Origin of the sequence: Streptomyces sp. NBC_00385, from assembly GCF_035917155.1 — a bacterium.
GTDB lineage: Bacteria > Actinomycetota > Actinomycetes > Streptomycetales > Streptomycetaceae > Streptomyces > Streptomyces poriferorum.
The window spans coordinates 8,691,794-8,706,019 of the sequence record NZ_CP107951.1; the positions used below are offsets into that span (position 1 = coordinate 8,691,794).

Sequence of the window (14,226 nt, forward strand, 5' to 3'; positions counted from 1 at the left end):
GGCGGGCGCACGACGACAGCTACGGCACCTCTCCCCCGTAGCCTCAACGGCACGGGGGGACCCCCTCCGTTGTCGAAACGCCCGAATACATCCAGTATGCGGGCGCCTCTCCGCCTTGCGATGCACCGCATCTGACGCCGCGCGCTGATCCACCAGGAATTGCGGGACAGCCCTTAGCCGTACGGGTTGAGTGCCCAGAAACGGACGGTGTCGCTGCGACGGTCAAACCACAGTTTGGTGGAGTAGCGGCTACCGTCGCGGTCGAGTTCGTGCGACCGGATCCACTGCGGGTTCTCCGGCCCCTCGGCTTCGAGCGGCTTCTCGAACCACGAGGACAAGTCATCGGCCGGCCCCTCGGAGACGAAGGCGTGGGCCACCGTCAGCCCGGCGAGCTTCCCCGGTGCCAGGCGGGCGAAGCCCCGAGATCACCAGCTCCGGCGACGGCACGCCCCGATCGTTGTCCCGGCTGCTCACCCACTTGGCGTCGGTGAGAGGGCCCAGCAGCGGGAACGCCTGCTCCAGCGGTGCGGTGTCGGTGTGCCAGTCCCGCCGGGTCCGGTTCGTCACCTGACGCAAGGTCCACCAGGCGGGCAGGACCGCCAGCCCCGCCCCGATCCCGATCAGCTTCCGTCGCTTCAACGAGACCCCCGTGTCCGGCTTCGAGGGCGCCTTATCCGGCTCGAACACCTCACCCGGACCATATATGGGGCACAAGCGAATACGCGCGTTAGGGGCTCTCTTACGTATCGCTTGGCGGGGGTTCGGTCTCCGGCTGCTCTATCGTCAGCTGCATGGATCAAGGTGAGCTGATCGCAGAGTTGGAACTGGCGACTCGTGACAAGGAGTTGACGGCGCGAGTCGTCCGCAGTCTGGCCGAGCCCGGTGCTGCTGCCGCGCCCGGGCTGGTTGCCGCGCTGGGTACGGTGAGCGAGCAGGCCATGTGGGGTGTGCGGGACGCCCTGCATCTCATCGGCCCCGCCGCCCTCGAAGCCGCGGTGGCCGCGCGAGCCAGAGCGGAGAAGGTACCCGACTGGTGGGAACTGGGGCATGTGCTGCGTGGTTTCGACGAGCGGTGCCTGCCGCAGTACGTGGCTGCGCTGTCGCACCCCATGAAGGAGATACGTCAGCAGGCACTGTGGGGTCTGCAGAACCTCGGCGAGTCAGCTGCCACGGCCGTGATGGATGTCATCCCGTTCCTGGCCGACGCCGACAGCTACACGCGCTACCAGGCCGAGAAGGCGGTCCGCGCCATCGGCAGGCAGGCGGCCCCAGAGCTGCGGGCCGTCCGCCGTGAAGGTCCCGCACACCTGCGGAGGCACGCACTGAACGCACTGGCCCTCATCGGCGGCGAGGCCGAGATCGGCGAGCGGGACCTGCATGTCCTGGAGCGGCTCGTGCGGATCAAATCGGCCCAGGACATTCCGGAAAGCCTCCCCGAGTACCGCTGGCTGGCCGTCCCCGGTGCGACGTACGAAGGTCTCTTCGCGGCTATGGGGCTGCATGACAGAAGGCCCTGTACCGTCGCGATGGGCCTGGCCGCTATGGAGAACGATGTTGCCCTCGTGGCGGACTCCGAGGGTGTGGAGCGTGCGGTCTACCGAGTGTTCGTCACGCCGGAACTGGACGGCTGGCGGCTGGTCTACGCCGATACACCGCTGTGGGAGATGCACTGGGACATCGATGGTCTGCTCGACAGAATCAGTGCCGCCTGCGGGCAGGCGCAGTTCTTCTTCCAGGACGACCACAGCGATTCGATGGTCTGGGCCCTCGCCGTCGACGGCGAGGTGCGCCGCAGCTACTGGCGCTACGGGGAGCCGGAATGGCGGGGAGAGCCACTGGACTGGGAGGAACCTCTCAGCGCGGACCCGGACTTCGACCCCGATGACGACCAGGCATCGAACGCCACCCAGGCATCCAGTGTCGACAGTGCCGCCGGCGAGCTTTCCCTCGACCCGACCGGGGTGGGCGAGCACACTTCCATGCGCGGCCACGGGTGGCTGGCGGTCACGGAGGAGGGTGTGGGCCACCGACCGTTCACCGGAGCGCTGCGCATCTAACGAGCTCGTGCACGGATAGCGGTGAGACGTAGAGCACTGGATCGTTGATCATGGCTGTGTGGTGGGGAGCGTGACGCGCACAGCGATCACCGGTGACAGGAGGATCACGGGCCTGTCGGGCCACCACGATCGCTGAACTCGTTCTCGAGGTAAGACCGTTGCGGCACGAGCGGCACGAGCGGCACGAGCGGCACGAGCGGGCGGCACTGAGGCAGGCTTGCGTCTCGGCCGGGGAAGCGGGCTGTGGGTGCCGGCGCGAAGCACCGCATGGACTTCGTCGACCGGCTTCTGACCGCACTTGTATACCTTTGCCACGGAGTTGCACATGACGTGCTGGCCTGCTGGTTCGGCGTCGACCGCTCAACCGTCACCCGGGCCACCGGCGAGGTGCGGCCCTGCTCGGGGAGCGGGGATGCACCATCAGCCCCGACGTGCGGCTGCGAACCCTGGCCGAGGTCGTTGACCACCTCGGCGTGACGGGAAGACCGGCGTCGTCGACGGCACCGAGATCCGTGTCCGCCGCCCGGCCGGCGGACGCGTTGTGACGCCATCGCACTGCAAGTTCAAGAAGAACGCCCGGACTGGTACGAGGAGACACGAGTGCCGGCGCAAAGCACACTCCTCACGCCGCATCCGGGTCGAGCACGGTGTCGCCCATCTGAAGAACTGGCGGGCACTGGCCCGTCGCCTTGGCCGTAGCGAGCACATGGACGACACCGCCCAGGCCATCGTAGGCCCGCTGCCCCAGCAGCAGACCGCAGACCGGATCCTGGCCCGGCAGACGTGAGCACCGAGGCCCCCCGGTCCTTCGATGTCTCACCGCTAGCCGTGCACGAGCTCATGTGGGCCGCTCATGCGGAGACACATCTGTTCACGCCTTGGCGTAACGAGGGACTGGCGCTGAAAGCGCCTCTGCTCCCCGCTCTCGCCCTGCCGGCATGGCTGGTGGTTTCCATCCACACCGGCTTGGGGCCGCCCATGTGTGGCGGGCGGCCCCGGGGAGGCCGGTTCGCGCGCGGGCCCGCGAAGAGCTTCCCGTTGTTCGCCGGTCAGGCAGACGGCATGGCCGCCGGGCGAGGCCGATTCCGGTCATCGTCCCAGGTCTCGCCATTCGGGAGCGAGGACAGCCCAGACCTGCTTGTCGTAGCGCCTGCCCGCATAGGGCCATGCTTCGCGTCGCACACCCTCGAGCGTCATGCCGAGCCGCTTGGCCACCGCCGAACTGCGGTCGTTGTCGGCCCGGCAGTGCCACTCGGCTCGATGCAGTCCGCGCACGGTGAACGCCCAGTCCAGCAGCGCGCGGCATGCTTGCGTGACCACGCCGTGGCCCTCGGCGGAGGGCTCCAGCCAACAGCCGACCTCGCACGAGCCGACGGCGGCGTCGAAGCTGGTGAACATCACGCCACCGACCAGCATTCCATCCTGCCGGACGCCGTACAGCCGGGCACCGTCGCCCGCCTGGAATTCCGCATACCGCTGGAGTGTGGCGCGCGCTCCGGCCAGGTCGTCGGTGACGAAAGACGGACCGACCCAAGGGCGGATGTGCTCACGCGCCCGGTCGAGGTGGTCGGCGAACTCTTGGGCGTGCCAGACCTCCAGCGGACCGAGGTGGGCGTCGTCGCGCAGAGGCAACGAGAACATGAAGACCTCCTCATTCGCATAACGAGTGTTGTGGGAATGTATCGTGGTGGTATGCCACGCACCAGGGGAGATCACGAGGCACGGCGACGCGATGTCTCCGAAGCTGTCTGGCAGGTGATGGCCGCCCGCGGCTTCGCCGGCCTGACTCTGCGCGCCGTCGCCACCGAGCTTGGTGCGACGACCGGCCTGCTCACGCACTACTTCCCCACCAAGCGGGCCTTGGTGGAGTACGCCCTCGAGCTGCTCGAGCAACGTACGCTCTCCCGCCCTCGCCGGAACTCGGGGAGGGGCTTGGCCGCCCTCAGGGATGCGCTGCTGGACATCCTGCCGATGACTCCCGAGGCCACTGACGGCAGCCGGATCTGGGTGTCCTCGTGGGATGCCGCGCTTGCCGACCCCGGTCTGAGTGCCGGCCATGCCCGCAAGTACGCGGTGAGCCGCGACAGGCTGACCGATCGGGTGGCCGTGGCCCAGGAGCTCGGCGAACTGCCCCCGGGCGACCCCGCGGACGTCGCGGCCGGGGCTCAGTCGTTTGTTCTTGGCCTGGTCGTTCAGGCACTGTTCGCCCCGACGGTGTTCCCGCCGCAGCGGCAGGTCCAGCTCCTCGACGCCTACCTGGGGGCGCTGACCGCACCCGATCACTCCAGCGAAGGGCGCTCTGCGTGATCCTGGCGGGCGACCGCGTCGGTACGACAGCTCCGGATACATGACCGGAGGCATGAGCCCGGCAACTCGGCAACCGGCTGTTGCCCCAGGTCAGCCCCCGTGGGCAAGCCTCGGGACCGGCGCAATGTTGGGTGACGGCTGGAAGGCTGACCGGATGAACATCGGGGGTGAACGGGGACTGCGTGGACGGGTGTTGGGCGCAGCCACGACGTCGGCCCCGGCCCGCCTCGGCCTTGTCCACATTCCGGTGGAGGAAGTCACGCCTCTGGGGTTCTGGGGTACGGGCCGATGTGGGGATCTGACGTGGCAGTCGGGCGGTAGATCTCTCTGGCTGTACGGTCCGTGAGATCGCGCGGAAATTGCAGGCCGCCCGCTCTGGCGGCACTGGCACCAGTGGCCTACGCGTTCCGGGTACGGGTCAGGTGGTCACTGGACGGCCGTCTGGCCGGCTTCGGGCAGACGGCCGTCCGTGAAGTGCGTGTTCATGTCTGTGCCACAAGGGACTTGGCGAGGTCCACCGTGCCGTCCTGGTGGGTATCGGGTAGCGGCTCGTATCCCTGTCGTTGGTAGAGAGCGATGTTGTGGTGGCTGGCGGCGCCGGTGGACAGGACGATCCGTTGGCATTCCTCTGCGGCCGTTTCGGCCTGGTGCAGCAGCCAGCGGCCCAGTCCGAGTCCTCGCAGGTCAGGGGCGACGGCGAGCCGTCCTATGTGGAGGTCTGTGCCGTCGCGGCGGGTGCGGACCATGCCGACCAGCCGGCCGTCCTGCCAGAGGCCCGTCGTGTGCCAGTCGGCCAGCCAGGAACGCACGTCAGCCGGCGTTTCGTGGAGCGCCGGTAGGGCCAGGGTGTCGTTGGTGAGTGCCTCCTCCGTCCAGCAGCAGCGCTGCAGAACGGTCACGTGGGGGGCATCGTCCGGGGCGAGCCGGCGCGCGTACGAGCCGGGGAGCGGGCCGGTGACGGACGAGGCGTGCTCGCGCTCGCGCATGGGGCGCAGGGCCCGTGCGAGCTGTGCCAGTTCCTCGAGCAGGCCCTGCGCTGCGTCCGCATGGCGCGTTCCGGGAGCGAAGCGGTCGCCTTGTACCACTTCCGTGATCCGCAGGGCGACAGTCGCTCCGAGGGGTACCAGCCGCAATGTCGTCACAACTTGTTTGGCGTGCTGGACCGCCCGGGTGCCGGCGGAGGTGTGGCCGTAGCTGACGAAACCGACGGGCTTCCAGGCCCACTCGGGGCCCAGATAGTCGAGGGCGTTCTTCAGCGTGGCCGGCATGCCGTAGTTGTACTCGGGTGTCACGAGGACGACGCCGTCCGAGGCGTCGACGATTCTGCTCCAGCGCCGGGTGTGTTCGTGGTGGTGGACTCCTTCGGCCGGATGCTCTTCCTCGTCCAGGAACGGCAGTCCCAGATCGCCGATCGCCATGGGCACCAGGTCCACGCCGAGCAGTTCGGCGCTCGGCGCGAGCGTTTCGGTCAACCATTGTCCGACGGTGTGGCCGAGTGCATTGGGCCGGGTGCTGCAGACCAGAACGAGGACGCGCAATCTTTTCGTTGTCATGGAAACGAAACTAGCGGGTAGATTGGTTACATGTCAACGAATGAGACGGGCGACCCGGTCCGATGGCTGACGTCCGACGAGGAGCACGCCTGGCGCTCGTACCTCCGCATGGTGACCGCCCTCCAGGTCCGCACCACCCAGGACCTGGCCGCACTCGGCTTGTCCGAGCCGGACTACGAGGTACTCAGCACCCTGTCCGAGCACCCGGACGGCACCAGCACCCTCCACGACCAAGCCACCAAGATGGGCTGGTCACGCAGCCGCCTGTCCCGGCACGCCTCCCGCATGGAGGCACGCGAACTCATCCGCCGCGCACCCGATCCCGCCGACGGCCGCGGCTGCCTCCTCGGTCTGACCCCGACAGGCTGGGAAACTCTGCGGCACGCCGCCCCCGCCCACGTTGCGTCCGTACGCCTGCACTTCATCGACCGTCTCGACCCCGAGGAACTCGCGGCGCTCGACCGAATCGCACAGAAACTCGCCAACGACCAGGAGTCACGCAGCAGCCACGGAGGCTGATGCCGGCAGGAGAGTTGCCGGACCAAGTGGGTCTGCCGAGCATCGTCTCGGCCTCGTCCACTTCCAGCAGCAGCATGTGTCTGTGAGCCCGGGAGGCATCTGGTGGGCGCGTCAGGAATGTTTCACGAGAATCGACGTCAACGCAGAGCGGCCGAGGTTCGTGACGCGCTTTCTGGCCGAGGACGCTGATGGGTGCCTGGTGACGACGCGGCGTCTACTAGGGTGCGGTGTGGGCCGTGACTGGCGCTGAGGTGGAGAACCACCGGGGAGCGGTCTGACGAGATGTCGTTGCCGTGCGCCTGGGCGAGTGGTCAGCAACGCCTGAAGGGCAATGATGTCCGCGACGCAGACGGCCCAGCTCATGGATGGCAACGGTCTCGCCAAACGTATCGGCGGAGAGGCTGCTGCCAAGGCGGCGGAGATCTCACGGCGCACGGGTGCGGGTCCCTGTCTGGCGACGGTGTTGGTGGGAGAGGATCCGGCCTCGGTCACGTATGTCCGCATGAAGCGGGCGCGGTGCGCGAAGGCAGGTATCCAGTCCCGGCACATCGGTCTGCCGGCCGCCACCACGACCGCCGAACTGATCGACACGCTCGCCAACCTGTCCGGTGATCCGGAAGTCCACGGCATTCTGCTTCAGCATCCTTGCGGCCCGCACATCGACGAGCGGGCGGCGTTCGAGGCCATCGCCCCGGAGAAGGATGTCGACGGGGTCACGATGCGTTCCTTCGCCGCGATGAGCTTCGCCCTGCCGGGCTTCGTGTCCTGCACTCCCGGCGGGATCGTACGGCTGCTGGAGGCGTACGACGTAGAACTCGCCGGCAAGCGTGCCGTCGTAGTGGGCCGCAGCGCGATTCTCGGCAAACCGGTGGGGATGCTCCTTCTCGCGAAGGATGCAACGGTGACGTACTGTCACTCGCGCACGGCGGACCTCTCGGCGGTCGTCCGGGAAGCAGACGTCGTGGTAGCGGCCGTAGGACGGCCCCGGTTGATCCGGGGCGAGGACATCAAACCTGGTGCAGTGGTGATCGACGCCGGTTACAACCCGGGCAATGTCGGCGACGTGGACTTCGACACCGCCCGGACCCGTGCCACCTTGATTACCCCTGTGCCCGGCGGCGTCGGACCGATGACCATCGCCGTCCTGCTCGCGCAGACCGTGGAAGCCGCCGCGAACCAAATAGGAATCCGGGAGCGCTGAAGGTCTTCCGCCCAGAACTGGAGACCGCGTAGTCGGGTCGGCTGTCCTTCCGGTGACGGCTCGCCGCTCGTAAGGGCGGTGAGCCGCCACGGAGGCGCGCCTGCAGGTCTGTCAGCCGGATGCAGCGGGCTTTCCGGCTCGGGCTCGGGTGCTGACGAGGCGGTAGGAGTCGGGTCCGGTCTCGATGACGGTGCCATTGCAGGTGAGGTCGGTCGACGATGGACGCGCACAGCGGCCTCGACTGCTCGAGCTGGTCAACACCATGCACCCGACCTCGCCGCTGCCGCGTTCGGCATGGGCCCCGAGGCCGCCATGGTCCATCTCGCCGACCACGTCGACCCCGGCCGCATGCCGGCTGCGTGACCTACCGGATCAATTCGTTGGTCACGGCTGTGTTCGATCTGCAGAATCGACAGAATGCCGCGCTTCTTGTGTGATCACTGCCGACGTCCCCTCACCGGACGGGTCGCCAAGGTGAAAGTGCCGCCTTCGGTGCCGATGTCGGAAATCCCGGGTGTCCGAACACGTCCGGCCCGCGTGCCCTGCGGAACCTATGCCCCGAATTTCCGGCTGAGCGAGTTCAGCAACGACGTCCCGGGCTTCATCGTGCACCCCACCGACTTGATCGGCACCGAAGAGCATCCCGACTTCATGCGATCAATCGGCTGCTGCCAAGGCCCTGCAGGTGGCAATGGTCTGAACCTGGTCTGCAGGGGCTGCGGAGCCGAAGTCGCCACCCGACAAGCGGACTGTTACACCCAGAACCAAGTGACTCTGGAGCCGACTGCGGTCTGTCTCTCCTTCTCCGACGACTGATCGCGGTACCTGGTAACGCCGAACCCGTTGACTTTTGGTGTCGCCCTGGACGGGTTCGCAGAACATGTGCGCTTTACCGAATCTCTCGTTGGAGGCGATGGCCACGCTGTTCTTCTCCTCCCGCTCGGTCCGCACCTGGAACAGCAGTTCGGTGCCGTGGCGGTCGAGTTCCGTGTGGCCGAGCTGGTGGGGCGGGTCGGAGCAGTTGGTCGTAGGGGATCAGCGACGGCGGTGGTCTGGTGTCCGGTGGAAGGTGGGTGAGCCGCCACTCGTGCAGCGAGGTGACGGGGGTCGGCGTCTGCCCCGGGGCCGCCGGGATGGATGCCGCGTTGGTTGGGCTCGCCCTCCGCTGTGCGATCTTGCGGGCTTCCGGGGCAACAGCGTCGGCGGTCAGAGCGTCGGCCTGCAGTGCGGTGGCCAGGTCCGCGACCATGTGCTGGTGGGCGGGGTGCCGGTTCAGCAGCGCCTCGAGCAACGCCCGGGTTCCGTCCCGCTCGCCGTGAACCTTGCGGGCCCGGGCTTACCAGGCACTGTGGACCGGGGCGAATCCATCGCGTGGGCAGGGAAGAAACCGGTGAGGTGCACGTCGACCAGGCAGTACTGGTAGCGGTTCATGTGCGCGAGACCTTGGGCCCTCTCGGTCGCTGGATGGGTCTCGTTGTTGACTGTGTTCTCTTCGCGCTCAGATCCCGGGGGGTTCCCGTCCTTGTCGTTCAGCCGTTGTGGGTGTGGGTGGTGATGTGGATGTATTGGACGTCGAGTTGGTCGGCGATGTGAGTCAAGGTCTCGGCGAGGGCCTGGACGGTGAAGGGCTCCAGACTGACGGCGGTGTTCTCTTCTACGACACGTACGGGGATGCCGTCGCGTGTGCCGGCTTCCCAGCTACGGGCGATGGAGCGCAGGAGCCCGGTGACGTGGTCGGCGGGTACGGTCAGCCGCCCGTCGGCCTCGACACTGACCTCGGGAGCCGCGAGCTGCGCTTCGTGCTCTTCCTCCCCGGGACTCATGCCGCCCATTACACGCCCAGCGTCGGCAGCGCGTCCAGCTGCTCCTGGATGAGGGGGTGCGTCTCGATTTGGTGTTCGATGTCCACACGTCGAGCACATCGAGTCCGGCCGGCGGCTCCGGTTGCGGGTGGTTGTAGCGGATGCCGGATCGGTGCCTTCGCTGCGTCGGTGTACGCGGGTAGTTCGATGACGGTGATGCGGGCGTTCTGGAGGAGGCCGGTGCCCTGTGCTTCGGGGGCGAAGGTGTCGCGGATCGGTTTCGACTCATACCCGTGCGCCGATCCACGGCGCCGGCGGCAGCGACGGGCGGGCCGAAGGCAGGAGCGCGGGAGCGGCGAGAGCCGGGTGCCGTGAGCGAAGTCGTAGTGCTCTCTGCGCGAGCGGAGGCGAACCGGCGTGCGGTGTCTGCCGGATATGCAGGCTGATGGAGACGGACAGCCTCAGCAGGATTCCTCGGCTAGTTCTTCGAAGGCTTCACGCGTCATGCTCCGGCCATCGGCCCACACCTGGCCGGGTTCCAAAGCATCGACATCCGTCAGACGGAAGGTCACCAGGCCCGTGTACTCATAATTGAACTCGGCCTTGCCGAAAGCGACTTGGTATGTAAGGTCGGTGCGCAGATTCTGATCCCCCACGTGGACGGCAGCCCACTGCGAGGGCGGTGCGAAGATCGGAAAGTCGACATCCCCGGGCGCTTTTTTACCCGGAACCTTCCAGCCGGAGAGGTTCTCCCCATCGAGCAGGCCGCCACTCTCAGCTTGGTTGATTCCTGCGAATCCCTGTAGGGCCAGCCCTTGGATCTTGTCGTCTCCGCACGGCCGCAACAGAAGATGCGGAACTTCCTTGGCATCGAGTTGTACGCCAACCAATGGCACGACCACCGCACCGCATCCGGATAGCGTCGCCATTCCTACCGCCGCGAACAGCGCATATACCATCACTCGTCGCATCTACCCACCCCCCGAGGATGGTCCGGATACTACTAGGCCGTTTCCAGGAGTGGCTCCAGTGTCTCGCCTCGTACCGTGATGATCTCGGTGTGGGGCGAGGAGATCTTCTGATGACCAGCGGGCAGAGTTGTGCCCGTTGCTGCCTGTCGCGATGTTGGGCAGGCCGTCGGAGTGCCGGCGGAACCTGATCAATCGGATGCGCCGGCGGGTTCGGACCGGAGTCCCGTGGCGGGATCTGCCGGCGGAGTACGGTCCGTGGCAGACGGTCTACGGGCTCTTCCGCCTGCGGCAACGCGATGTCTGGTCGTCGGTACTGACCAGGTTGCAAGCGCGAGCGGATGCGGTCGGGCTGATCGCCTGGGAGGTGATCGTCGACCCCGCGATCTGCCGGGCACATCAGCACGCGTCCTGTGCCCGGCGGGACGGCCGAAAACAGAGCGAACCTGACGATCACGGCTTGGGCTGGTCCCGCAGCTCCTGGACCACGAAGATTCATCTGGCCTGCGAGCAAGGCCAACGGCCCTTGTTGCTGCTGGTCGCAGCAGGGCAGCGGGGTGACAGCCCGCAGTTCACGGCCGTGCTGGAAGCCATTTGGGTTCCTCGTCTCGGGCTGGGGCGGCCCCGGGTATCGTCCGCTGCGGGTGCGAGGCGGCGAAGCGTTTCATCGCGCGTGAACCGTGCCTGTCTGCGGCAGAGAGGGATCCGCTGCACGATCCCGGAGCCTGCAGATCAGCAGGCCACCGTGAACGTCGGGGGAGCGGCCGGCGGGCGTCCTCCGGCGTTCGACCGCGAGGACTGCAAGGCCCGCCATGCGGCCGATGCGGCATCAACCTGCTCAGGCGGAACCGGGCCGTGGCCACACGGTTCGACACGCTCGGGGTCCGCTGCAGAGCGACCGTCCTCATCGCCGCGATCTACGAGTGGCAGTGATCTGTCGGATGTCTCGGTCCCGCATGTCATTCTGGCCGCGATCAGGTCAGCGGATCGCGGGGAGACAGTGGCGATGGGCGGCGCGTATGACCACGTCCAGTTCGGCTACGAGATCAGCTCCTCGCCCGGCGGCCAGCCCCGACACCGGGCCGGGGCCGGGGACCGCTACAGAGGTGAGCCTGTCCCACAACGGCCCCCGTAGCCGTCGCCCGTGCTGCTGGCCTCAACCGAGGTGATCAAGTCGCCCGACGGCAGGACACGCAAGGGGCGCCGGGGGCGACGGCGGGGGCAGCAGCCCTGGCCCGGTTCGTAGGTGGCGAATGTCCCTCACCATCCCGTCGGCAGGCTCCTGAGGAACGGGGCAAGCCGGTCGGCGATCACCTGGTCATCGTGAGCCGAGGTGTGCCCGTCACATCCGAGGAAGTCCAGGCCCGACTGATCGAGGAACCAGTAGTGGACCCCGCTGTCGCCGGCGGCGTTGCGCGCCTCGACCACCTGCCGCACATACTCGGCGTTTCTGTCGAAGCCGACGGCCACGAGGTGGGTTCCGGCACCGTAGCGCGTCCGCAGTTTCCGGAGGAACTCGCCGTAGGCGGTGCGGTAGGCGGCCGCAAGGCCGTCGGGCGTCCAGGGTTCACCGGGGGTGAGGTCGGTGAAGTCGTTGGAGCCGAGGTTGACCACCACGATCTGAGGGCGCCACGTCCCCGGGTTCTGCCAGACGTCGCCCTCCACGTTCAGCAGGACACGGTCGTAGTAGGTCCGGTACGTGACGTCCGGGCAGATGCCGGCGACGTTGCGCACCATGCCGAGGCCGGAGACGGCGTTGACCTGGTAGTCGGCGTCCAGCTGTTGGGCGGCGAGGGCGCCGTGGCTCACGTCGGTGTTGGTGTTCCGCTTGAGCTGCTCCGGATTGCAGTCGCGGGTTCCCGACACATTGCCGTAGCCCACCGTGATGGAGTCCCCGATGAACTCGATCTGGCGGTGCCGGGGTGCCGGCTTGCTCAGTACGGCGCCCCCGGGCGCGGCGACGAAGCCTCCGAACGTGCTGGTGTCCCCAGGGGTGTCGTTGCGTTTGACGACCCGGACCGTGTGCTCGCCGTCCCGCAGGCCGTCGATCCAGTGCGTGGTGTCGCCGGGTGTGACCAGGGTGGCTACGGTGGCCCCGTCGACCTGGACGTCGTAGTCGGCGGCCGCGCAGTCGAGTACCACGCCGAGGCCGGTCCCGCGGAAGCGGCCCTCGAAGTACACCCCGGGCCAGCTGAACTGCACCGTCTTTCCCGCGTCTTTGACCCGCCCTGCGGTGTGCACCTGCTCCGAAAAGCTCTTCTCGGGGACCATTCGCCTCAACTCGTAGCGCAAGCCCGTGTCCACGGCAGGCTCCGCCGAGCGCCTCCCGCGCGCTGGCTTCGGGTCCTCTCCTCCGAAAGTCATCTGTGTGCTCGTTCCCCGCTCCTGTGGCGCATCGGTGGTCACGGCTGAACGTCCGACATTCCACCCCTGAATGTCAACCAGTTTGTTGGGAAGAAATGGATCAACAGGCGACCGATGTGGGCGACGTGTGGGCCGGAGCTCGGCCAGTGCGCGCCAGTTCCTCAGGTTCGCGATGTCCGTGCTCGACCAGGCCCTGGACGGCGGCCCGGGGCCTTGTGGCCTCCGGCGTCGGGAATCCGCGCACTGCAAGAACAGCAGCCGCCCGTCCCCGTCGGTGAACACCACGGCGTTGACGGCGTTCTGCTCGTTCTTGCCGGAGATGAATTTGTCCCGGTCCTTGCGGCCGACGGCCGGCCGCCGGACACGGATCTCGGTGCCGTCGATGATGCCGAGCTTCCCCGTCGCGCCGAGATGGTCAACGACCTCGGCCAGGGTTCGCAGCCGCACGTCGGGGCTGACTGTGCATCCTCGCTCGGCGAGCAGTGGCCGCACCTCGCCGATCGTCCGTGTGACGGTCGAGCGGTCCACGCCGAACCAGCAGGCCAGCAGGCCAGCACATCGTGAGTGACCCCGTGGCGAAGGTGCACGAGCGTGGCCAGGAGCCGGTCGACGAAGACCATGCGGTGCGCCGCACCGGCGCCCACGGCACGCTTCCGCGGCCGGGATGCAAGCCTGGCCTGGTGCCGTTCCTGCCACAACGGTCCTACCTCGGCCACGAGTTCAGCGATCACAGCGGCTGACAGGCCCGTGATCCTCCGGTCGCTGATGATCGCTGTGCGCGTCACGTTCCCCACCACGCAACCATGATCGCCGATCCGGAGCTCGACGTCTCACCGCTACCGTGCACGAGCTCGTCAGCCACGGAAGAGAACCATGGCGGCCGACACCCGGGTGACGTCGAGTACGTCACCCAGGGCGGCCCCACCGTCCGCACCCGAAGCGCGGGGCAGCTTCCGGAGCGGCTGCTGTCAGGGTCAGCAGGGCTTGATGTGCCAGTACGGGTCCCAGGTGACGCTGTGCGGCTTGTTATCGGCCGCGACCACGCGCGCTGTCCCGTCCTGCCAGATGAACCTTCCTTCGACCCCGCCGGTCTGGTTGTTGATGTACGACCCCCGGCCTCCCCAGTAGTTCAGGTCGTAGGTGCCGCACTTCTCGAAGCGGTCGACCCGCCACTTCTTTCTGACCGGGTCCCACACGGAGGTGCACAGGGAGCCCTTCTGGCAGGAGATGAGGCCCTCGGTGTTGTAGATGGGTGGGTAGCCGGTACTGGGGGAGACGCTCGGTGACGTCGCCTGCACCGAGGCCGGGGCCGGGGCCGGCGGCAGGGCTTCGGCCTGTGTGACGGCCAGGGCGGCGACGGCCGTGGCCATCACCGCCGCCGTGCCGAGAGCGCGCTTCATACGCATGAGTTCGGGTTCTCCTCTGCTGGTCGGGACGATTCGTGTCGTTCGTCCT

Annotated in this window: 16 protein-coding genes, 3 pseudogenes and 1 riboswitch; of the genes and pseudogenes, 8 read left to right on the forward strand and 11 right to left on the reverse strand. The window is 67.6% G+C overall.

What is annotated here, in order from left to right; all coding sequences use genetic code 11:
• Window positions 1-173 precede the first annotated feature (173 nt).
• Window positions 174-377, reverse strand: coding sequence for a hypothetical protein (locus OG959_RS38455; RefSeq protein ID WP_326666098.1), 204 nt, complete (start codon window positions 375-377; stop codon window positions 174-176).
• A 414-nt stretch (window positions 378-791) separates the two neighbouring features.
• Here OG959_RS38455 and OG959_RS38460 point away from each other — a divergent pair, with 414 nt between their 5' ends.
• The 3 genes from OG959_RS38460 to OG959_RS38470 all read left to right on the forward strand — a co-directional run bounded on the left by OG959_RS38460 (window position 792) and on the right by OG959_RS38470 (window position 2,844).
• Entirely contained in the window at window positions 792-2,057 is a 1,266-nt protein-coding gene (locus OG959_RS38460) for a HEAT repeat domain-containing protein (RefSeq protein ID WP_326666099.1), read from the forward strand.
• Window positions 2,058-2,324: 267 nt separating this feature from the next.
• Window positions 2,325-2,534: a helix-turn-helix domain-containing protein gene (locus OG959_RS38465; RefSeq protein ID WP_326666101.1), complete on the forward strand. Its 210-nt coding sequence runs from the start codon at window positions 2,325-2,327 to the stop codon at window positions 2,532-2,534.
• Between the two features lie 64 nt (window positions 2,535-2,598).
• Window positions 2,599-2,844, forward strand: coding sequence for a transposase (locus OG959_RS38470; RefSeq protein WP_326666103.1), 246 nt, complete (start codon window positions 2,599-2,601; stop codon window positions 2,842-2,844).
• 302 nt (window positions 2,845-3,146) lie between these two features.
• Here OG959_RS38470 and OG959_RS38475 read toward each other — a convergent pair whose 3' ends face one another.
• Window positions 3,147-3,698: a GNAT family N-acetyltransferase gene (locus OG959_RS38475; protein WP_326666106.1), complete on the reverse strand. Its 552-nt coding sequence runs from the start codon at window positions 3,696-3,698 to the stop codon at window positions 3,147-3,149.
• Window positions 3,699-3,749: 51 nt separating this feature from the next.
• Here OG959_RS38475 and OG959_RS38480 point away from each other — a divergent pair, with 51 nt between their 5' ends.
• Window positions 3,750-4,364: a TetR/AcrR family transcriptional regulator gene (locus OG959_RS38480; protein ID WP_326666108.1), complete on the forward strand. Its 615-nt coding sequence runs from the start codon at window positions 3,750-3,752 to the stop codon at window positions 4,362-4,364.
• 482 nt (window positions 4,365-4,846) lie between these two features.
• Here OG959_RS38480 and OG959_RS38485 read toward each other — a convergent pair whose 3' ends face one another.
• The gene (locus OG959_RS38485; protein ID WP_326666110.1) at window positions 4,847-5,917 is read right to left on the reverse strand and encodes a bifunctional NAD(P)H-dependent oxidoreductase/GNAT family N-acetyltransferase; all 1,071 of its coding nucleotides are present in this window, start codon (window positions 5,915-5,917) and stop codon (window positions 4,847-4,849) included.
• Window positions 5,918-5,947: 30 nt separating this feature from the next.
• Here OG959_RS38485 and OG959_RS38490 point away from each other — a divergent pair, with 30 nt between their 5' ends.
• Both OG959_RS38490 and OG959_RS38495 read left to right on the forward strand, forming a co-directional pair.
• Complete coding sequence (locus OG959_RS38490) at window positions 5,948-6,436, forward strand: MarR family winged helix-turn-helix transcriptional regulator (protein WP_326666112.1); 489 nt, start codon at window positions 5,948-5,950, stop codon at window positions 6,434-6,436.
• 226 nt (window positions 6,437-6,662) lie between these two features.
• Window positions 6,663-6,748: riboswitch (ZMP/ZTP riboswitch) on the forward strand.
• 22 nt (window positions 6,749-6,770) lie between these two features.
• Window positions 6,771-7,637 carry a bifunctional 5,10-methylenetetrahydrofolate dehydrogenase/5,10-methenyltetrahydrofolate cyclohydrolase gene (locus OG959_RS38495; RefSeq protein ID WP_326666846.1) on the forward strand — a complete coding sequence of 289 codons (867 nt, stop codon included), beginning with the start codon at window positions 6,771-6,773 and terminating at the stop codon, window positions 7,635-7,637.
• A gap of 111 nt (window positions 7,638-7,748) precedes the next feature.
• Here OG959_RS38495 and OG959_RS38500 read toward each other — a convergent pair.
• Window positions 7,749-7,869: pseudogene (locus OG959_RS38500) on the reverse strand (IS21-like element helper ATPase IstB); the annotation flags it as partial.
• A 185-nt stretch (window positions 7,870-8,054) separates the two neighbouring features.
• On the opposite strand from OG959_RS38500, the gene OG959_RS38505 reads away from it, so the two are divergent.
• Complete coding sequence (locus OG959_RS38505) at window positions 8,055-8,453, forward strand: hypothetical protein (protein ID WP_326666114.1); 399 nt, start codon at window positions 8,055-8,057, stop codon at window positions 8,451-8,453.
• A gap of 75 nt (window positions 8,454-8,528) precedes the next feature.
• Here OG959_RS38505 and OG959_RS38510 read toward each other — a convergent pair.
• From OG959_RS38510 to OG959_RS38520, 3 genes and pseudogenes are all read right to left on the reverse strand, one after another.
• Window positions 8,529-8,639, reverse strand: a pseudogene (locus OG959_RS38510) (IS21-like element helper ATPase IstB); the annotation flags it as partial.
• A gap of 527 nt (window positions 8,640-9,166) precedes the next feature.
• Entirely contained in the window at window positions 9,167-9,460 is a 294-nt protein-coding gene (locus OG959_RS38515; RefSeq protein WP_326666116.1) for a hypothetical protein, read from the reverse strand.
• A gap of 440 nt (window positions 9,461-9,900) precedes the next feature.
• Window positions 9,901-10,410 carry a hypothetical protein gene (locus OG959_RS38520; protein WP_326666118.1) on the reverse strand — a complete coding sequence of 170 codons (510 nt, stop codon included), beginning with the start codon at window positions 10,408-10,410 and terminating at the stop codon, window positions 9,901-9,903.
• 151 nt (window positions 10,411-10,561) lie between these two features.
• On the opposite strand from OG959_RS38520, the gene OG959_RS38525 reads away from it, so the two are divergent.
• On the forward strand, window positions 10,562-11,542 hold the full coding sequence (locus OG959_RS38525) for a transposase (RefSeq protein WP_326666847.1): 981 nt from the start codon (window positions 10,562-10,564) through the stop codon (window positions 11,540-11,542).
• 125 nt (window positions 11,543-11,667) lie between these two features.
• Here the strand turns inward: OG959_RS38525 and OG959_RS38530 are convergent, their stop codons facing one another.
• The 4 genes and pseudogenes from OG959_RS38530 to OG959_RS38545 all read right to left on the reverse strand — a co-directional run bounded on the left by OG959_RS38530 (window position 11,668) and on the right by OG959_RS38545 (window position 14,177).
• Entirely contained in the window at window positions 11,668-12,678 is a 1,011-nt protein-coding gene (locus OG959_RS38530; RefSeq protein WP_442805771.1) for an SGNH/GDSL hydrolase family protein, read from the reverse strand.
• Window positions 12,679-12,932: 254 nt separating this feature from the next.
• Complete coding sequence (locus tag OG959_RS38535; protein WP_442805772.1) at window positions 12,933-13,358, reverse strand: hypothetical protein; 426 nt, start codon at window positions 13,356-13,358, stop codon at window positions 12,933-12,935.
• Window positions 13,267-13,467: pseudogene (locus OG959_RS38820) on the reverse strand (hypothetical protein); the annotation flags it as partial. The gene OG959_RS38535 and the pseudogene OG959_RS38820, both read right to left, overlap by 92 nt.
• 278 nt (window positions 13,468-13,745) lie before the next feature.
• On the reverse strand, window positions 13,746-14,177 hold the full coding sequence (locus OG959_RS38545) for a hypothetical protein (protein ID WP_326666121.1): 432 nt from the start codon (window positions 14,175-14,177) through the stop codon (window positions 13,746-13,748).
• Window positions 14,178-14,226: the final 49 nt, after the last annotated feature.

What these genes read in the sequence shown, in the direction of transcription:
- OG959_RS38520 (WP_326666118.1), bottom strand. Translation starts at nt 10,410, where the DNA reads ATGCGACGAGTGATGGTATATGCGCTGTTCGCGGCGGTAGGAATGGCG.
- OG959_RS38460 (WP_326666099.1), top strand. Translation starts at nt 792, where the DNA reads ATGGATCAAGGTGAGCTGATCGCAGAGTTGGAACTGGCGACTCGTGAC.
- OG959_RS38530 (WP_442805771.1), bottom strand. Translation starts at nt 12,678, where the DNA reads ATGGTCCCCGAGAAGAGCTTTTCGGAGCAGGTGCACACCGCAGGGCGG.
- OG959_RS38515 (WP_326666116.1), bottom strand. Translation starts at nt 9,460, where the DNA reads ATGAGTCCCGGGGAGGAAGAGCACGAAGCGCAGCTCGCGGCTCCCGAG.
- OG959_RS38525 (WP_326666847.1), top strand. Translation starts at nt 10,562, where the DNA reads ATGTTGGGCAGGCCGTCGGAGTGCCGGCGGAACCTGATCAATCGGATG.
- OG959_RS38485 (WP_326666110.1), bottom strand. Translation starts at nt 5,917, where the DNA reads ATGACAACGAAAAGATTGCGCGTCCTCGTTCTGGTCTGCAGCACCCGG.
- OG959_RS38480 (WP_326666108.1), top strand. Translation starts at nt 3,750, where the DNA reads ATGCCACGCACCAGGGGAGATCACGAGGCACGGCGACGCGATGTCTCC.
- OG959_RS38465 (WP_326666101.1), top strand. Translation starts at nt 2,325, where the DNA reads ATGGACTTCGTCGACCGGCTTCTGACCGCACTTGTATACCTTTGCCAC.
- OG959_RS38490 (WP_326666112.1), top strand. Translation starts at nt 5,948, where the DNA reads ATGTCAACGAATGAGACGGGCGACCCGGTCCGATGGCTGACGTCCGAC.
- OG959_RS38495 (WP_326666846.1), top strand. Translation starts at nt 6,771, where the DNA reads ATGTCCGCGACGCAGACGGCCCAGCTCATGGATGGCAACGGTCTCGCC.
- OG959_RS38545 (WP_326666121.1), bottom strand. Translation starts at nt 14,177, where the DNA reads ATGCGTATGAAGCGCGCTCTCGGCACGGCGGCGGTGATGGCCACGGCC.
- OG959_RS38475 (WP_326666106.1), bottom strand. Translation starts at nt 3,698, where the DNA reads ATGTTCTCGTTGCCTCTGCGCGACGACGCCCACCTCGGTCCGCTGGAG.
- OG959_RS38505 (WP_326666114.1), top strand. Translation starts at nt 8,055, where the DNA reads ATGCCGCGCTTCTTGTGTGATCACTGCCGACGTCCCCTCACCGGACGG.